The 16013-nt window shown below is 52.8% G+C and carries 21 protein-coding genes and 2 tRNA genes; 15 read left to right on the top strand and 8 right to left on the bottom strand.

Annotated elements, in window-relative coordinates:
- Positions 1-82 precede the first annotated feature (82 nt).
- The 9 genes from carA (at position 83) to MKX63_RS13320 (ending at position 8128) form a co-directional block, all read left to right on the top strand.
- A complete protein-coding gene (carA, locus tag MKX63_RS13280; protein ID WP_341017614.1) occupies positions 83-1264 on the top strand; it encodes a glutamine-hydrolyzing carbamoyl-phosphate synthase small subunit in 1182 nt (393 codons plus the stop codon).
- A gap of 1 nt (position 1265) precedes the next feature.
- Positions 1266-4487: a carbamoyl-phosphate synthase large subunit gene (carB, locus tag MKX63_RS13285; protein WP_341017616.1), complete on the top strand. Its 3222-nt coding sequence runs from the start codon at positions 1266-1268 to the stop codon at positions 4485-4487.
- A gap of 128 nt (positions 4488-4615) precedes the next feature.
- A complete protein-coding gene (pyrF, locus tag MKX63_RS13290) occupies positions 4616-5401 on the top strand; it encodes an orotidine-5'-phosphate decarboxylase (RefSeq protein WP_445323499.1) in 786 nt (261 codons plus the stop codon).
- A complete protein-coding gene (pyrE, locus tag MKX63_RS13295; protein WP_341017618.1) occupies positions 5398-6039 on the top strand; it encodes an orotate phosphoribosyltransferase in 642 nt (213 codons plus the stop codon). The genes pyrF and pyrE overlap by 4 nt, the downstream gene beginning before the upstream one ends.
- Before the next feature lie 700 nt (positions 6040-6739).
- On the top strand, positions 6740-6904 hold the full coding sequence (locus MKX63_RS13300) for a hypothetical protein (protein ID WP_167347621.1): 165 nt from the start codon (positions 6740-6742) through the stop codon (positions 6902-6904).
- Between the two features lie 85 nt (positions 6905-6989).
- A tRNA-Met gene (locus MKX63_RS13305) sits at positions 6990-7063 on the top strand.
- Positions 7064-7112: 49 nt separating this feature from the next.
- A tRNA-Ile gene (locus MKX63_RS13310) sits at positions 7113-7186 on the top strand.
- A gap of 291 nt (positions 7187-7477) precedes the next feature.
- The gene (locus MKX63_RS13315) at positions 7478-7795 is read left to right on the top strand and encodes a hypothetical protein (RefSeq protein ID WP_341017619.1); all 318 of its coding nucleotides are present in this window, start codon (positions 7478-7480) and stop codon (positions 7793-7795) included.
- Between the two features lie 54 nt (positions 7796-7849).
- Positions 7850-8128 (top strand): hypothetical protein, encoded by a 279-nt coding sequence (locus MKX63_RS13320; RefSeq protein WP_341017621.1) that lies wholly within the window; start codon positions 7850-7852, stop codon positions 8126-8128.
- A gap of 52 nt (positions 8129-8180) precedes the next feature.
- Here MKX63_RS13320 and MKX63_RS13325 read toward each other — a convergent pair whose 3' ends face one another.
- The 4 genes from MKX63_RS13325 to MKX63_RS13340 form a co-directional block, all read right to left on the bottom strand.
- Positions 8181-8405 carry a DUF6199 family natural product biosynthesis protein gene (locus tag MKX63_RS13325; protein WP_341017622.1) on the bottom strand — a complete coding sequence of 75 codons (225 nt, stop codon included), beginning with the start codon at positions 8403-8405 and terminating at the stop codon, positions 8181-8183.
- Positions 8406-8605: 200 nt separating this feature from the next.
- Positions 8606-8770, bottom strand: coding sequence for a hypothetical protein (locus tag MKX63_RS13330; protein WP_155991360.1), 165 nt, complete (start codon positions 8768-8770; stop codon positions 8606-8608).
- Between the two features lie 103 nt (positions 8771-8873).
- Positions 8874-9416, bottom strand: coding sequence for an ImmA/IrrE family metallo-endopeptidase (locus MKX63_RS13335; protein ID WP_341017624.1), 543 nt, complete (start codon positions 9414-9416; stop codon positions 8874-8876).
- A gap of 144 nt (positions 9417-9560) precedes the next feature.
- The gene (locus tag MKX63_RS13340) at positions 9561-9737 is read right to left on the bottom strand and encodes a YjfB family protein (protein WP_341017625.1); all 177 of its coding nucleotides are present in this window, start codon (positions 9735-9737) and stop codon (positions 9561-9563) included.
- 169 nt (positions 9738-9906) lie between these two features.
- Here MKX63_RS13340 and MKX63_RS32555 point away from each other — a divergent pair, with 169 nt between their 5' ends.
- A complete protein-coding gene (locus MKX63_RS32555; protein WP_155991357.1) occupies positions 9907-10062 on the top strand; it encodes a hypothetical protein in 156 nt (51 codons plus the stop codon).
- A gap of 47 nt (positions 10063-10109) precedes the next feature.
- Here the strand turns inward: MKX63_RS32555 and MKX63_RS13345 are convergent, their stop codons facing one another.
- Entirely contained in the window at positions 10110-10298 is a 189-nt protein-coding gene (locus tag MKX63_RS13345) for a hypothetical protein (RefSeq protein WP_340752379.1), read from the bottom strand.
- An 86-nt stretch (positions 10299-10384) separates the two neighbouring features.
- Entirely contained in the window at positions 10385-10825 is a 441-nt protein-coding gene (locus tag MKX63_RS13350) for a NucA/NucB deoxyribonuclease domain-containing protein (RefSeq protein WP_341017626.1), read from the bottom strand.
- Positions 10826-10988: 163 nt separating this feature from the next.
- On the opposite strand from MKX63_RS13350, the gene MKX63_RS13355 reads away from it, so the two are divergent.
- Positions 10989-12464, top strand: coding sequence for a glycosyl hydrolase (locus MKX63_RS13355; protein WP_341017627.1), 1476 nt, complete (start codon positions 10989-10991; stop codon positions 12462-12464).
- A gap of 17 nt (positions 12465-12481) precedes the next feature.
- Here the strand turns inward: MKX63_RS13355 and MKX63_RS13360 are convergent, their stop codons facing one another.
- A complete protein-coding gene (locus tag MKX63_RS13360) occupies positions 12482-12973 on the bottom strand; it encodes a PH domain-containing protein (protein WP_341017628.1) in 492 nt (163 codons plus the stop codon).
- A 201-nt stretch (positions 12974-13174) separates the two neighbouring features.
- Between MKX63_RS13360 and MKX63_RS13365 the strand changes: the two genes are divergently transcribed.
- Together MKX63_RS13365 and MKX63_RS13370 are read left to right on the top strand one after the other, a co-directional pair.
- Positions 13175-13777, top strand: a complete 603-nt coding sequence (locus MKX63_RS13365; RefSeq protein ID WP_341017629.1) for a hypothetical protein — start codon at positions 13175-13177, stop codon at positions 13775-13777.
- 171 nt (positions 13778-13948) lie between these two features.
- A complete protein-coding gene (locus MKX63_RS13370; protein WP_341017631.1) occupies positions 13949-14284 on the top strand; it encodes a YolD-like family protein in 336 nt (111 codons plus the stop codon).
- A 6-nt stretch (positions 14285-14290) separates the two neighbouring features.
- On the opposite strand, the gene MKX63_RS13375 is transcribed toward MKX63_RS13370, so the two are convergent.
- Positions 14291-14452, bottom strand: coding sequence for a hypothetical protein (locus MKX63_RS13375; protein WP_200869526.1), 162 nt, complete (start codon positions 14450-14452; stop codon positions 14291-14293).
- A 179-nt stretch (positions 14453-14631) separates the two neighbouring features.
- On the opposite strand from MKX63_RS13375, the gene MKX63_RS13380 reads away from it, so the two are divergent.
- Both MKX63_RS13380 and MKX63_RS13385 read left to right on the top strand, forming a co-directional pair.
- Positions 14632-15318, top strand: coding sequence for a M15 family metallopeptidase (locus MKX63_RS13380; RefSeq protein ID WP_341017632.1), 687 nt, complete (start codon positions 14632-14634; stop codon positions 15316-15318).
- A gap of 75 nt (positions 15319-15393) precedes the next feature.
- Entirely contained in the window at positions 15394-15870 is a 477-nt protein-coding gene (locus tag MKX63_RS13385) for a WGxxGxxG family protein (protein ID WP_341017633.1), read from the top strand.
- The last annotated feature ends 143 nt before the right edge of the window (positions 15871-16013 follow it).

Here is a 16013-nt window from a genome sequence, read left to right on the forward strand (position 1 = left end):
GAAGTAAGCAGTAGCCCATGCAGCCCGGCTGCATGGCTGTGACATAAGAATCAGACTACAGAAACAAGAAGGAGTGGAAGGCATGCAGGCGAGATTGCTGCTTCAGGACGGAACACTGTTCACAGGCACCGCATTTGGCGCGGAAGGCGAGAAGACGGGCGAGGTTGTTTTTAACACAGGAATTACAGGCTATCAGGAGGTACTATCGGACCCTTCGTACTGCGGCCAGATCGTCACCATGACGTATCCGCTGATCGGGAATTACGGCATTACCCGTGATGACTTCGAGTCCGTGCGCCCTTTTGTACACGGCTTTGTTGTGCGGCGTCACGAATCCGTACCCAGCAACTGGCGTGCTGAATACAGTGTAGACGATCTGCTGAAGGAATATGACATTCCCGGCATCAGCGAGATTGATACCCGTATGCTAACCCGGATTATCCGTCACTACGGCACTATGAAGGCGATCCTCACCACTTCCAACAAGCGTGTGGAAGAATTGATGGAGATGATGGGCGACACTACGATTGAGGAGCTGCGCAATCAGGTTGCACGTACCTCAACTACAGCAGCCTACAGCAGCCCGGGCACCAAGGAACGCATCGTGCTGGTCGATTACGGCGCGAAGACCGGTATCCTGCGCGAGCTGAACAACCGCGGCTGCGATGTGGTGGTTGTCCCCCATGATGTCACCGCAGACGAGATCCGCCGCCTGAACCCGGACGGCATTCAGCTCTCGAACGGCCCTGGGGACCCGAAGGATGTGCCTTATGCGGTACAGACGATCTCCGAGCTGCTCGGCGAATACCCGATCTTCGGCATCTGCCTGGGACACCAGCTGTTTGCACTGGCTTGCGGCGCTGATACAGAGAAGCTTAAGTTCGGCCATCGCGGCGGGAACCATCCGGTGAAGGAGCTGGAGAGCGGACGCTGCTTCATCACCTCCCAGAATCATGGCTACACCGTGAATGAGGAATCGATTGCGAGCACAGACCTTCAAGTTACCCATATCAATAACAATGACAAAACCGTTGAAGGACTGAAGCATACCCGCTACCCTGCTTTTTCGGTGCAGTACCATCCGGAAGCGGCCCCGGGACCGCATGACAGCAGTTATCTGTTCGACCGCTTCCTGCAGCTGATCGCAGAACATAAGGCGCAGCGGCCGGCCGGATCGCGCCAGGCACAGCTTGCGGCGAATGCCAGAATCACGGCACCGAAATCATCATCACCCCAGCTTGAAGCCGTGAAAGGAGCTCTATAACATGCCTAAGAACAACAAACTCAAAAAAATTCTGGTTATCGGCTCCGGCCCGATCGTTATTGGTCAAGCTGCCGAATTCGACTATGCAGGCACACAGGCTTGCCAGGCCCTTAAGGAAGAGGGCGTCGAGGTTGTACTGATCAACAGTAACCCGGCGACGATTATGACCGATACCAATATGGCTGACAAAGTATACATCGAACCGATTACACTCGATTTCGTCACCGGCATTATCCGCCAGGAGCGTCCGGACGGACTGCTGCCGACCCTCGGCGGACAGACTGGTCTGAATATGGCCGTAGAGCTGGCCCGCGCCGGAGTCCTGGAGCAGGAGAATGTGAAGCTGCTGGGCACCCAGCTCGACTCCATCGAGAAAGCAGAGGACCGCGACTTGTTCCGCGAGCTGATGCGCGAGCTGGATCAGCCAGTACCGGAAAGTGCAATCATCACCAGTGTGGAAGAAGCCCTGGGCTTCGCATCCGGAATCGGTTATCCGCTGATCGTTCGTCCTGCTTACACGCTGGGCGGAACCGGAGGCGGGATCTGCGACAACGAAGAAGAGCTGCGTGAGACCGTTAAGGCGGGTATCCGTTACAGCCCGATTGGCCAATGTCTGGTCGAGAAGAGCATCGCCGGAATGAAGGAAGTCGAGTATGAGGTTATGCGTGATGCGAACGACAACTGTATCGTAGTCTGCAACATGGAGAACTTTGATCCGGTTGGCGTACATACGGGCGACAGTATCGTTGTGGCGCCGAGCCAGACGCTGTCCGACCGTGAATATCAGATGCTGCGCAGTGCTTCCCTGAAGATTATCCGCGCGCTGAATATTGAAGGCGGCTGTAATGTTCAGTTCGCACTGGACCCGCAGAGCTACCAGTACTACGTGATTGAAGTGAACCCGCGTGTCAGCCGCTCCTCGGCGCTGGCGTCGAAGGCGACCGGCTATCCGATTGCCAAGATGGCGGCCAAGATTGCCCTCGGCTATACGCTGGATGAAATCGTCAATCCGGTAACCGGCCAGACGTATGCCTGCTTCGAGCCTACACTCGACTATATCGTCAGCAAAATCCCGCGCTGGCCGTTCGACAAGTTCACCTCGGCGAACCGCAAGCTGGGCACACAGATGAAGGCGACCGGTGAGGTCATGGCGATTGGCCGTACCTTTGAAGAGTCGATTCACAAGGCGATCCGCTCGCTGGAGATCGGTGTTCACCGTTTCCGCCTGCCGGGAGCAGAGCTGCTGGAAGAGAGTGTGCTGCGCACCAGACTGGCCAAAGCCGATGATGAGCGCCTGTTCCTGATCGCGGAAGCCTTCCGCCGCGGCTATGAGCTGCAGGAGATTCAGGATATTACGAATGTGGACTGGTGGTTCCTCTCCAAGATCGAAGGACTTGTCAAGTTCGAGGATGAGCTGCGGGCTGAAGAGACCTTGTCTGCTGACACGCTGTATCAGGCCAAGCGCAAGGGCTTCACAGACCGGGCGATTGCCGAGATCCGTGCCGAAGGCCGTCCAGACGGAGCGTTCACCAAGGAGTCGGAGGTACGTGTGCTGCGTCTGCAGCAGGGTCTGGTTCCGGTATTCAAAATGGTGGATACCTGCGCCGCTGAATTTGAGGCCACTACGCCGTACTACTACTCGACCTATGAGACAGAGAATGAAGTTATTCATTCCGACAAGCAGAAGGTCATTGTCCTCGGCTCCGGTCCAATCCGTATCGGCCAGGGGATTGAATTTGACTACTCCACAGTGCATGCGGTGTGGGCGATTCAGAATGCCGGCTACGAAGCTGTAATTATCAATAACAATCCAGAGACCGTATCGACGGATTTCAATACCTCGGACCGCTTGTATTTTGAACCGCTGTTCTTCGAGGATGTTATGAACGTCATTGCCCAGGAGAATCCGATCGGAGTCATCGTACAGTTCGGCGGACAGACCGCGATTAACCTGGCTGCACCGCTTGCTGCTGCGGGTGTGAACATTCTGGGTACCAGCCTTGCGAGCATCGATGAAGCCGAGAACCGCAAGAAGTTCGAAGCGCTGCTGGCCCGTCTGGATATCGCCCAACCGAAAGGCAAGACCGTAATTAACATCGATGAAGCCGTCGAAACCGCGCAATCTCTCGGTTATCCGGTGCTGGTTCGTCCATCGTATGTCCTGGGCGGACGCGCCATGGAGATTGTTTACAACGACACAGAACTGCTCAGCTACATGGTTGAAGCGGTCAAAGTGAATCCGGAGCATCCGGTGCTGATCGACCGTTACATGCTGGGCAAGGAAGTGGAAGTGGACGCCATCTGCGACGGAGAGACAGTTGTCATTCCGGGCATCATGGAGCATGTGGAACGCGCAGGGGTTCACTCCGGCGACTCCATCGCTGTCTACCCGCCGCAATATCTGGATGAAGGTCTGAAGCAGAAGATTGCCGAGATTACCATCAAGATTGCCAAGGAGCTCAAGACCATCGGTCTGGTGAACATCCAGTTCGTTATTTATCAGAATGAAGTGTATGTCATTGAGGTCAACCCGCGCTCCTCGCGCACGGTTCCGTTCCTGAGCAAGGTAACCGGTATTCCGATGGCGAACCTGGCGACCAAGATCATTCTGGGCGGCAAGCTGAAGGAAGACGGGTACACAGAAGGCCTGTGGCCGGAGAGCGATTATGTGTCGGTAAAAGTGCCGGTGTTCTCTTTTGCCAAGCTGCGCAGAGTAGAGCCTACGCTCGGACCGGAGATGAAATCTACGGGTGAGGTTATGGGCCGCGACAAGCTGTATGCCAAGGCGCTCTATAAAGGCCTGATCGGTGCAGGCATGAAGATTCCGGCTACCGGAGCAATCATCGTAACCGTAGCCGACAAAGACAAGGCTGAAGCGGTTGAGCTGATGAAGGGCTTCCATGCCATGGGCTACAAAATCATCGCCACCGGCGGTACAGCAGCGGCGCTGGAGCAGGCGGGACTGAACGTGATGAACGTTAACAAGCTGGATGAGGGCGAGCCGACTATTCTGGATCTGATCCGCGGCGGTCAAGCGAACTTCGTCTTCAATACACTGACCAAGGGCAAAACGCCTGAGCGTGACGGATTCCGCATCCGCCGTGAAGCGGTAGAGAACGGAGTCGTATGTATGACCTCGCTCGATACGGTAACGGCGCTGCTGAGAATGCTGCAGACGATTAACTTCTCGTCCCAGTCGATGCCTGCTTTTGTCGGACAATAAGATAGAGGGTGAGGCAGCTGTAACAGGCTGCTACAGGAACGGTTTGCGTTAACGCAGACCGTTCCCCTATGCCCGGGACCTTAATATCGAAGGTGTTGGATAAGATAACTAAGAAAGAAGGTTGGCGAATGGAACGGACAGCAGCAGAGCAGCAGCACGTACATGAGAATGCCTGGCAGATTGAGAAATGGAATGAAATGGCCGGACGGCTGATGGTCGCCCTGGATTACCCGAATGCAGACCAGGCGCGGGCGCTGATCGAACAGCTCGAAGGTATCCCTTGCTATATGAAGGTGGGCATGCAGCTGTTCTATGCCGCCGGTCCTGACTTCATCCGGGAGTTGAAGGATCGCGGATATTCGGTATTCCTTGATGTCAAAATGCACGATATCCCCAACACCGTAAGGGGGGGCGCTGAGAGCCTAACCGGGCTCGGCGTAGACATGTTCAACGTACATGCCGCCGGGGGAGCCGCCATGATGGCGGCTGCGCTGGAAGGAGCGGCCCAGGCGGTCAGCTTGAAGCCGTCGCTGCACATGCCGCTGATCATTGCAGTAACCCAGCTTACCAGCACCAGCCAGGAAGTGATGAACCGCGAAATCGGCATAGCCGGAACAGTGACTGATGCAGTGGTGCGTTACGCCAAGCTCGCCGCAGAAGCAGGCCTGCATGGAGTCGTAGCTTCCCCACAGGAATCTCTGGTGATTGCAGAAGCCTGCGGACCCGAATTCCGTACGGTTACACCAGGTATCCGGCCTGCAGGTGCGTCACTAGACGACCAGTCCCGGGTCATGACACCCGGACAGGCTATCCGTCAAGGCAGCCACTACCTGGTAGTGGGCCGGCCGATTACCGCAGCGCCAGACCCGCGTACGGCAGCACTGACTATTATTGAGGAGATGAGCCAAGCATGAGCATATTAGAGAATCGAAGTGAACAGGTCGCAAGTCATCTGCTGGAGATCGGAGCGGTAGCCCTGCGCCCGCAGGAGCCGTTCACCTGGACCTCCGGCATCAAATCGCCGATCTACTGCGACAACCGTCTGACCATGGCCTTCCCGGCAGTCCGCAATTACATTGCGGAGGCCTTCGCAGAGCTGATCAGAACCAGCTACCCGGACGCCGAGGTGATTGCCGGGACAGCAACCGCCGGTATCCCGCATGCGGCCTGGGTGGCCGATAAGCTCGGTCTCCCGATGGCTTACATACGTGACAAGGCCAAAGGCCATGGTAAGCAGAACCAGATCGAAGGACTGATCACGCCCGGGCAGAAGGTCGTCGTGATCGAGGACCTGATCTCCACCGGCGGCAGTTCCATCAAGGCCGCACAGGCCGTACAGGAAGCAGGCGGCCTCCCGCTGGCCGTCCTGGCCATCTTCAGCTACGAGCTGGACCGCGCCGTACAGGCTTTCGCCGCTGCGGAGCTTCCGCTGCAGAGCCTGTCCAACTACAGCACGCTGATTAATGTGGCGCTGGCCCAAGGCAAAATCGCTGAGAGCGATGTAGCGCTGCTGCAATCCTGGCGCCAGGACCCTGCGGCGTTTGGCGTGTAGGACTGTAGACACAGAAGAAGCTGAGATTATGCTGAGGATGAGATGGTGGTACTTAGAGCGTAAAACGTAAAGAATGCTTAGAAGAAGCGTTGGCTCCCCTTACCGGGGCCGGGCTTCTTTTTTAGTGCTTATATTTAGTTTGGGGTTGGCGTAGAGTGTGCGCTCATACTCTAGTCAGACGATAGGCTGGCTAGCTTGTAGGCTGCTGGAGAGGTAGGCGCTGACTAACCAGTTGAAGCTCCTCCTCCAGGGAAAAGAAGTGGAAAAACAGCATCTATTCAATCGCTTAGCGCACTTCTGGAGACTTTAGTTGGAAAAAATACACTTGTTGAGTCTCGATATGGACAATAGCGTAATTACCGCATGAAATAGATGACCTAAATCCACTTATTTCCTTTGAAGAGGCGACTTTCGCCCAAGCAAGTGTACAAAATCCAACTGTTTCCCTTAACTGCTCAGTATCTCCAATCTCCACAGCCCCTAATTAGCTGCGCACTCTCTTCCTGTTCTTAACTCATTTGTTATACTCCATATCCCAGTAATCTGCTTCATACCAGCGTTATGCTTCAACCAGTCACCTAAGCATACGGGCAGAAATTGCCATCCACTCCGCAGAGCATTCCTCTAATTTTCTTGCAAAACTGGGCATGATAAATAGCACCGGGACATATATTATTGCGATGAAGGAGAAGAGGGTATCATGAATTGGATCTATTTTGCCAAGTTATTCAGGACCAGATTTCAAGCGGGCTGCCTTGCCAAAAGACTGGAGCAGGACGGATGGATCTATGGGTATCATGATCCGAGTTTTGTGGAAATATACCGTTCGCGCAAGGGCCGTTATGGTGTGCGTTTTCTGCCTTAGACAGAAAATCCAAAATCATCCTTGACTTTATCCATGGCTATATTGTATATTATCTATTGTCGCTGTTTAAATAATTCTTAACTGACGCGGGGTGGAGCAGCCCGGTAGCTCGTCGGGCTCATAACCCGAAGGCCGCAGGTTCAAATCCTGCCCCCGCAATTACCTTATTACACCGGACAGCACTCGTCTAATACGGATATCCTAGTCCGGGCCCTTAGCTCAGTTGGTTAGAGCGGTCGGCTCATAACCGATTGGTCACAGGTTCGAGTCCTGTAGGGCCCACTTCACTTAACCCCCTTGCCTAGCAAGGGGGTTTTTAATATGTATTGGCTTGCTGTATTCCATGTTAACAATTCTCTTGTTCTTTAGCTCTCTCACTGAAATGTAAGCTAATAATAGCAATTACCAATAAAATTACACCTACTACATTAGAGAATACAGGCTCATTGTTTGAAATTGATCGTATTAACAACCGGATATTAATAGCAATAGCCCCGAACCAATATATGTAAACAAACCATTTAGTAGTGTTTTTCATTATTTTACCTTTCGTATACATTATAAGGAGGAATTATGAACCAGAGTAAAATTCTTAATTCAACGGTGATTATTCTGATGATATGTACTTTTTATTATTTCTTTGTAAGTGCAAGTACGTTTGCTTATGGAAGAATAGAAAAGAAAGTGGAAAATAATAATCGTTTACACATTGAAGTAAGATTCAAAGACGGAAGGCTTGAAAATATTAAAGTGCCGTCAATCGTCTGGCCTTTTTTGAAGGAAAAGGAGTCGTATTTTATAGATTACAAATATAATTTGTTGCGTAAGCCTTACCTTGTGAAAATTAAAGGAGATGAAATAAAATCTGTGTATGACTTGATCAAGGAGTGAAACAATGAAATTACTGGACGGTCTCTAGCTTCCCTGAAGGAGGTTAGAGCGGAGTTGAGTAGAAGCTTTAAGAAAACACCCGTAAGTAAAGATCAGGCAAATCCCTGGATCAAACGACAAGCAAGCAAGGCTGTGCGAAGATACACCCTAGATATTCCTTGTGGGAAATCCTATCGGAAGATTTATTGTTCTTGGGATATAAGCGATTGGAGATTTTACACACCGTATTTGCAAGCGGTTAAGGAATGGGAGACCACAGGCAAAACTTGGCGCAAAGAAGTTAGCTTTCAAGAAATGGCTTTAAGCTGGGCGAAAAGCTTTAAAAGAAAATAAGAACAGGAGTTGTTGGCAGGGAAGCGCCAGCAGCTCCTGTTTTGTTGTTCCCCTAACCAAACATAGAAGGCAAAAAGAACAAGAAAAAGAGAATAAGGACGATCACACTGGTGATTCTGCTCATTATGAGGTAGGCCTCGCTGGGGCCGGAATCGCCTTTTACCATCCAGCCGTAACGCATATGCCAGCCCATGGCCGGGAAGAAGATATTCAGGACTGCAATCAATACGAAGAGAACAGCGAAAATAATAACCATTTTACCAGCTCCTTTATCCATTTACGTACATCCTTTGTATAAAGTTGCACATTTATGGATGCCCCTTGCTGCTGGGAACCAGTCGTCACATTCATCAAGCTGATCAAGCGGCTTCGCCTGGAGTGGTTCGCGCGCTCTACCGGTTCGTGTTAGCGGGGCTGTTCTATGTAATTGTCATCCTGTAATGGGCCTCTGGTGTGATCCGCTCAGGCGGCCATCGCTCAACCGTATTCCTTAGGCTCCTGGAGCAGGATGGAGAAGGTCTGGGTCACGTGGTCCACTTCAATCGTCTCGATACCCACAAAATCCGGAATTTCAGGATGAACGGCATCCACGCTGTATTCAGGATGAGTCAGCAATAATTGAATGACTTTCAGGGCTTCCACGTTGATCTTGATCCCCTTTACAGTAGAATCTCATCATGACATTGCTTGTTGTTCGGAGCTGCATTGTTGTGCTGAGCTATGGTCTGTATTATCCCCGCAGCGCTTAGCGAATATGTCTGTGGATGATATTTCTGTCCTCGTTACGTTCCATAACAGCCATTAATTGCCCCTGGAAAATACGTCTTTGGATCTGGTCGATCCGCTGCAGCGCGAGAGGGACGGGGACCTGGAACGCTACAGCAAGCTCAGTAACGGCATCCTCACGGAGCTCGGGCAGCGTGTTCGCAGAAATCATGCTGTACGGCATGGAGGCATACAGGATGAACCGGTCGGATTCATCTCTCTGTGCCTGAGTGAACTCTCCGGGCATAAGCGTAGACTTGCCGGCATGCCGCAGCAGATGACACAGCTCGTGGAGGAATTCCAGCCGCTGCAGCTCGGGAGGGAGCCGGTTGTCGATGAACATGCTGTACATTCCGGCCGTAGCCTCAATCGCCTTGCTGCGGACATCGAGATAGTGTACCCAGATATTGAGCCGCTTCGATATGTAATCAATGGAGATGTCGGACGGCTTGCGGACACCAATGCGCTGGTATAAATCCTCTGTCCATTTCTCCAATGCGGTCATCTGATAATAGCCTTGCATAATCCATCACCCCATATATAAGATCGTGTGTTCGTGTTATTGGCCAAAAGAAAAGCCCGTAAGGGCTAAGCAGCAGTTCAGCACGCGACTCTTCATCGGCTGAAATATGGAACGGGTGTTCCTGTGTATGTAAGCATAAAGGAATTACGCTCGAATATCAAGTGTTTTTCCCAAGGTGGGGTGCGTGGCCTGACTCAGCATCTGAACCATATCCTGGGCACCGCTCTGCGCCTGCTCCTTGGCAAGGCTCATGACCTGCAGCCCTGCGGCCTGCTGTAAGGATGACTGACTCATCACTACGGATAATGCAGCAATATCCATCCGGCATTCCTCCCTCCATTTGTTGTGAAGCTATGGCTTCATACTCTATATCGACCACTGGACGCCTGTCCGTTAGGTGAATGGTATTTCTTTGCCAATTGGCCCATGCAATGAAGCAGAATTCCACATATTCTGTGCTGTATTCAATATTCAAGAGGAGGAATTAATCATGGGAGCAGAATATGGTTGCGGTTGTGGAAATAACGTAGGTGGAGTGAATCAGGGACCTCCAATCGTTCCGGTAGTAAGCCCTTGGACTTCGACAGGTGCAATTCTGGTTCTGTTCATTCTGCTGGTTATCATCACAAAAGCCTGTTTGTTCTAGAACAGCCTATAGCCAGTGTAGCCCTGTCCGGCCTGTGCCGGATAGGGCTATTTCTTTTTTTTCTTATGAGCACGGACCGTTGGCCCGATCTGGCGTTTGATTCTGCCTGTTGCTGCATCCGTTTCAATGATATAGAGCTCCTTGATTGTTCCGGCAAGCGCAAACCATTCCTGCAGGGCTTCAGCTTCGGACATAGGGCCGTACAGCCGTTTGCCCCGGTAACAGATATAGAACACATGCGGCTCTCCATCTAAGTTATATTATCCCATTTCATTCTACGCTTTATCGCAGTGAAATTGAATAACATCCCCCACAGGCCAGCTTATTTAAAAATAAACTCTACACGCGTACCATCTGCGAACGCCTCCAGCTGATTGCCGACCCAGCTTCCCGCTCCGCGGTTATCACTGGGGGTTATGTACTCAATATGGGCCCCGGCTCCGCCTTCCTCACACATGGCCATCGGCCATTCGTCCCGGTCATAGCCTTTCTTCGTGGGAACTCCCTTCAGAGACGCTTTGCGGTTCTCCTCCGCATTCTTGCGGTCGATGGTGCAGATGGCTGACTCTCCCTTACGGATGGCCTTCTGGATGTGCCTTGCGGTCTCCGGGTAGCGGTCTGACGGGAACTTCAGCTTCATGACCTCCGAAGAGTGGCCGGAAGGGGTCTGCGGCAGCCATTGCCCGTTCTCCTCCAGGAGGTAGGCGGACAGACTGAGCAGGGCAATAATGATGAGACTGATGATGGACTTTTTGGCTTTCATATCTGCTCCTTTGTAAATGGGTATGGGGTATAATGCCTGTGCCTTGAATAGTATAGCGTAAGAATAACGGATTGTGACAGCCCGAATTCTGTGCAGCAGCCGTGCTGAAGTTCCATAATTCGTCATAATATGTACAAACACAATGAAAAGGATGGTGGAAAATGTGGAACAGCGCAACCTCAGGGACCTGCTGGATGCAGCCTCACGGCTGATTGGTGATGTGCAGTGGCAAGCGGCTTTTCGCAAAATACAGATGGCTCCCGCTGACGCGGAGCTGGGGGCGCCCGCACGGAAGCTGCTGGAGACGCTGTACTGGCTGCAGGGCCAGGGAATGATCAGCGGCCAGCATGATTACCTGGAGAGCCCGGATGATATCAACAACAAGCTGAAGAATACGGCGGGCACCTATGCTGGGCTGCACGGCTATGAGATGGGGCCGATCAGCGGCCAGACGGAGAAGCTCATCAGCAGTCAGCGGCAGGGCGTAACCGACAGTGCGATCCGGTGGCACAAGGCCGGGGGCATCGTAGCGATGACCTATCATGCCAACCTGCCGGGCACGGCTCCAGCCTGGACGAATGTCTCCATGAGTCTCAGCGAAGCTAATTTCAGCAAATACATCACACCGGGAACGCCAGAGTATACGGCAATGATTGCAGAGCTCGATAAGGTCGCTGTTTTCCTGAAAAAGCTAAATGACGCCGGTGTCCCCGTACTCTGGAGACCCTACCACGAGATGAACGGCGGCTGGTTCTGGTGGGGTCAGAAAGCCTCCTTCGTGACTCTGTGGGAGATCATGTTCGAGCGGTACACGGTCTACCATAAGCTGCACAATCTGCTGTGGGTGTGGAGTCCGAATGCCAAGAACAAGAACAGTGAGGAGCCGGCAAAGTATTATCCGGGCAGCGGCAGGGTGGATGTGCTGGCGGCGGATATTTTCGAGGGGGATTACAAGGCAATCCATCACGATACGCTCTGGGACCTGGGGCGCGGCAAGCTGATCGCCATCGGCGAGAACGGGGAGCTTCCTCCGCCAGCTGTGCTGGCAGGCCCGCAGAACAAATGGAGCTACCAGATGACCTGGGGCAAGATGCTGTATGAGCGCAATAAGGAGGCAGTGATTCAGGCTTTTATGAAAAATAGTGCAGTATTCTCCAGAGATGATTACTCGGCCAAGGCAGCGGCGTATGCTTCTTCAGGAGGGGTGCTACCCAAGCCGGGCCTCTACGGACAGTACTATAACAATATTACGCTTAGCGGCACGCCTGCCCTCACCCGGACAGATGCCAATATTAACTTCGCCTGGAGGCAGGCGGCGCCTGATCCGGCTGTTCACGCAGATCTGTTCTCGGTACGCTGGAGCGGCCGGATAAGCGCTGCCTACAGTGAGACCTACACGATCTACTCCTATTCAGATGACGGAATACGGATATGGATCGACGGGAAGCTGATTATTGACAGCTGGATCAAGCAGAGCGGGCAGGAGCGGCAAGGCACCGTAAGTCTGATTGCGGGGAAGCTGCATGAGCTGAAGGTGGAGTACTATGAGAACCAGGGGGATGCGCGGGCGGTACTGATGTGGGAGAGCCCCAGCCAGGCCAAAGGCGTAATTCCGGCAGGAGCCCTCTACCTTCCATAACAAAGTGTAACGAAGCGTCAGATATGCTCGCGGTAGCTGATGTTGTTGGCGATTTTCTCGTCGCGGACGGCTTGACGCAGCGTATCCTTGACAGTCTGAACCTTACGGATTCTATAGAATGGGAGCTGCGGAGATGAAGCATCATCCGACAAAATGATCAGCGTCCCGATGCCCAGCATACGCTGCATAACCGACTGGGTGACGGAGAAATCGTTGACCCGCAGCAGCTCAATTTCTTCGACATCCTTGCCGATCAGTCCGCTCTTCACCATAATCCGCTGGGACGTAATCGTATACCTGGTGGTATTCAGCCCGATCAGTCCCTTAAGACGGTCAGAGATGCCGGCAGGCTTGCCCTGCCATAATTCTTGTTCGGGACCGGAGCTATGGCCAGCCGCCGGACGGCGTGCTGCTGCCGGAGAACCGGCTTCTTCTGTGCCTGCCCCGCATTCCCCGCAGAATCTGGCACCTTGCTTGTATTCCGCACCACATACTGTGCAATAAGCCATGATAAATCTTCCTCTCCTTGAAGGGATAAATTCATTATAGTATAACAGGAATTGCCAGTCATCAACGGGTTATGGACCGCTGTTTCTTCCTATGAATACGCTTAACCGCTGACAGATGTTTCATTACCGCGAATTTTACATTAATTTCATTTGCACTTAACAAAAATCGATATTATTCTGTTAAGTGGAGGGATATTAACTATGAGACAAGCTTTACTTGCAGGACTGCTAATGGCCGTCATGATCCTCAGTGCCTGCAGCAATAACAGCGCCGAGCCGGCTTCCCCGGAAGCGGTGCAGGAGACGGTACAGAACTTTTACGATGAAATGTCGAAATTCGACGAAATGGGCAAATCCTCGCTAGAGAACTTCAACACGACATTTACCTCTTATTCCACCGGACAAGCGACAGACAAAGAATTCCAGAAGGCTGTAGACAGCTTCCAGGATACCGCCTCCGAGCTTGCAGATCATGTGAACGATATTAAAATTGCGCGCGGCCTGCCGGATACGATCGAGAAGCTCCTCAGAGATTCGATGATCGCTTTCCAGAGTGCCTATCAGATCAAGGAGAAAGCTTCGAAGAGCGCTGTATCGCCCGATGTAACCGCTGAGGAATTCAATGCGATGAATCAGCAGGCGGACGTAGCAATGCTCTACGGCATCTCCAAGCTGAATGAAGCCAGAGAAGCCGCCGGATTGATTGATCCGGAGCAATCCGTACCAGGAACTGTGTCAGATGCAGGCACAGATGCCAAGCAGGAACAGGGTACCGGAAGCGCAGGGACTTCGTCAGTGAAATAGGCAGAGACAAGACTTGTTATAGCAAAAGGGTTCAAAGGAAGACGCTGTACAGCATAACTGTGGGCGTCTTTTTGCTATGGAGGAATACCTAAATATTTCTGCTTGCCTAAGCTGCTAAAGCGCAGATATAATACAAACATATGTTCTGTATGAAGAATAGGAGGAACGGCTATGGGCAAGAAGCTTGAAGGGAACCGTCTGCCGGAGTGCAGCGGAAGGGTGCTTCCGGAGCAGATCGGACGGATGGGGAGAGAGCAGCGGGAGACCTGGCATAGCCTGAAGCCGGTGCTGGATGAGGAGAAGCTTGAGGAGATTGAGCATACGCTGGCCTTATCGCTGCGTAGTCATGTACGGGTAACTCTGGTGCTGTATGGTCCTCTGGAGCAGGTGAAGCTGAGCGGGTTCGTGACCTCCATCCATACCCACTCGCGGGAAATCAAGCTGCAGTGGGCAGAGGAATGGAAGTGGCTGCTTGTAGATGACATTGTGGAGGCTTATATTGTCTGACAGCTTTTACTTGCTGCGGTGTCCGTCCGTCTTCTCATAGGCAATCAGCGTGACCTCCGGGTTCCCGGTCATCCGGGCAATCTCCGATTCGGCCTGGCGGATCACCTCCACCACATCCTCTTGGTCGCTTAGCGGGGCTATTCTGTAGCTGTCGCTGTGAATCTCCATGTTCATCCCCCTTTCCGTTAGAATGACCTGACGACAGGTCTGCATTCTTATTCTGGCCTGTTGGTGCACAGTTCATCCGGGGAGATCAGGTGCGGTACCGCTTCTTTTTGACGAAAAAACGGTCATTGGCGTAAGCCGCCCGGCCAAAGCGGGCATATACTATACCAGGGGGTGAGTAGATGCTTACTTTGGAGCAGGTCAAGCAGAAGTCGGCCGCAAGGCTTACGAAGCTGCATCCGGCTGTACTGGCCGGGGCGAACGAGCTGATTAGACGCAGTTATAACCGGGGGGTGCCAATCCTCATTACGCAGGGCATGCGCACGATAGCGCAGCAGAATGAGCTATATGCTCAAGGGAGAACTAAGAAGGGCGACATTGTAACCAATGCCCGGGGAGGCGACAGCTACCATAATTACGGACTGGCAATAGACTTCGCGCTGCTGCTGCCGGATGGCAGGAATGTGTCCTGGGATATGAACCGTGACGGGGATGGCGATAAGGTGGCAGACTGGCAGGAGGTGGCGCAGGAGGGGAAGAAGCTGGGGTTCGAATGGGGCGGGGACTGGACCTCCTTCAAGGATTACGCTCATCTGCAGATGAGCTTCGGTCTTAGCATCCAGGATCTGAAGGCAGGCAGACGGCCGACCGCCCAGCAGAGTGCAGCCGCACTAAGCCGCATAACCGGAGGTGAGCCAGAGGTGAACAAGGATATCCCTGTAAATATTACGCTTAATGGTAAGAAGCTGACGACCGGTGTTATGGACGATGCGGTAACCTATGCGCCTGTACGTGCGATTGCCGAAGCGCTTGGAGCCAAGGTCACGTATAATGCGTCCAGTAAGACCGTGAACATTGTGAAGGAATAACTTCTCTGCATAGATGCTGTGCCGGATGGGGAAATTATCAGCGATTAACCACATCCATGAAGGGGGCACAACATTTTGAACAAGCTGATCACAAGTCTTGCCTGCGGTACCGTCCTGTCCATGAGTCTGCTCGGAGCAGGTGACATCTCCGCAGCAGCACCGGGCGGTATGACTACTACGACTCCTGGCGTTATGAGCACCACCGCTCCGGGCATGAACGGCACAACCACTGATGGCCGGATGGGCAACATGAATATGCGCGATATGGACGACCGGACGATGGACAATCGGGGCAATACTCTGATGAACGAGACCAGAGATTCCATGCATAAGACCGAATCCATCATGAAGGACAAAATCCGTACCGGCGACAACAGCTCCGTCTCCCCGCTGTCCAACGATAACCGGACGGGCCGCTACCGGGCACAGAGCACAACCACCACAGGCACCACCAACAACGACAACCGCTCCAACTGGGGCTGGCTCGGTCTTGTAGGTCTCCTGGGCCTTGCAGGCATGCGCAGCAGAACCGGCGAGCGCGACCGCCACTAGCCGGAGCAGGGCACCGCAGTTCTGCAAGTAAGGAACAGCAGCCCCAAGCAGTAAAGCCCGTGTCAGTCTCGGCTGAGCGGGCTATTTGCTGCTTATGCAGAAGAAAATTTGGAAAAAGGAATTGCGTATCCCCCGGATACATG

The organism is Paenibacillus sp. FSL R7-0179 (genome assembly GCF_038002265.1).
In the GTDB taxonomy this organism is placed as follows: domain Bacteria; phylum Bacillota; class Bacilli; order Paenibacillales; family Paenibacillaceae; genus Paenibacillus_AQ.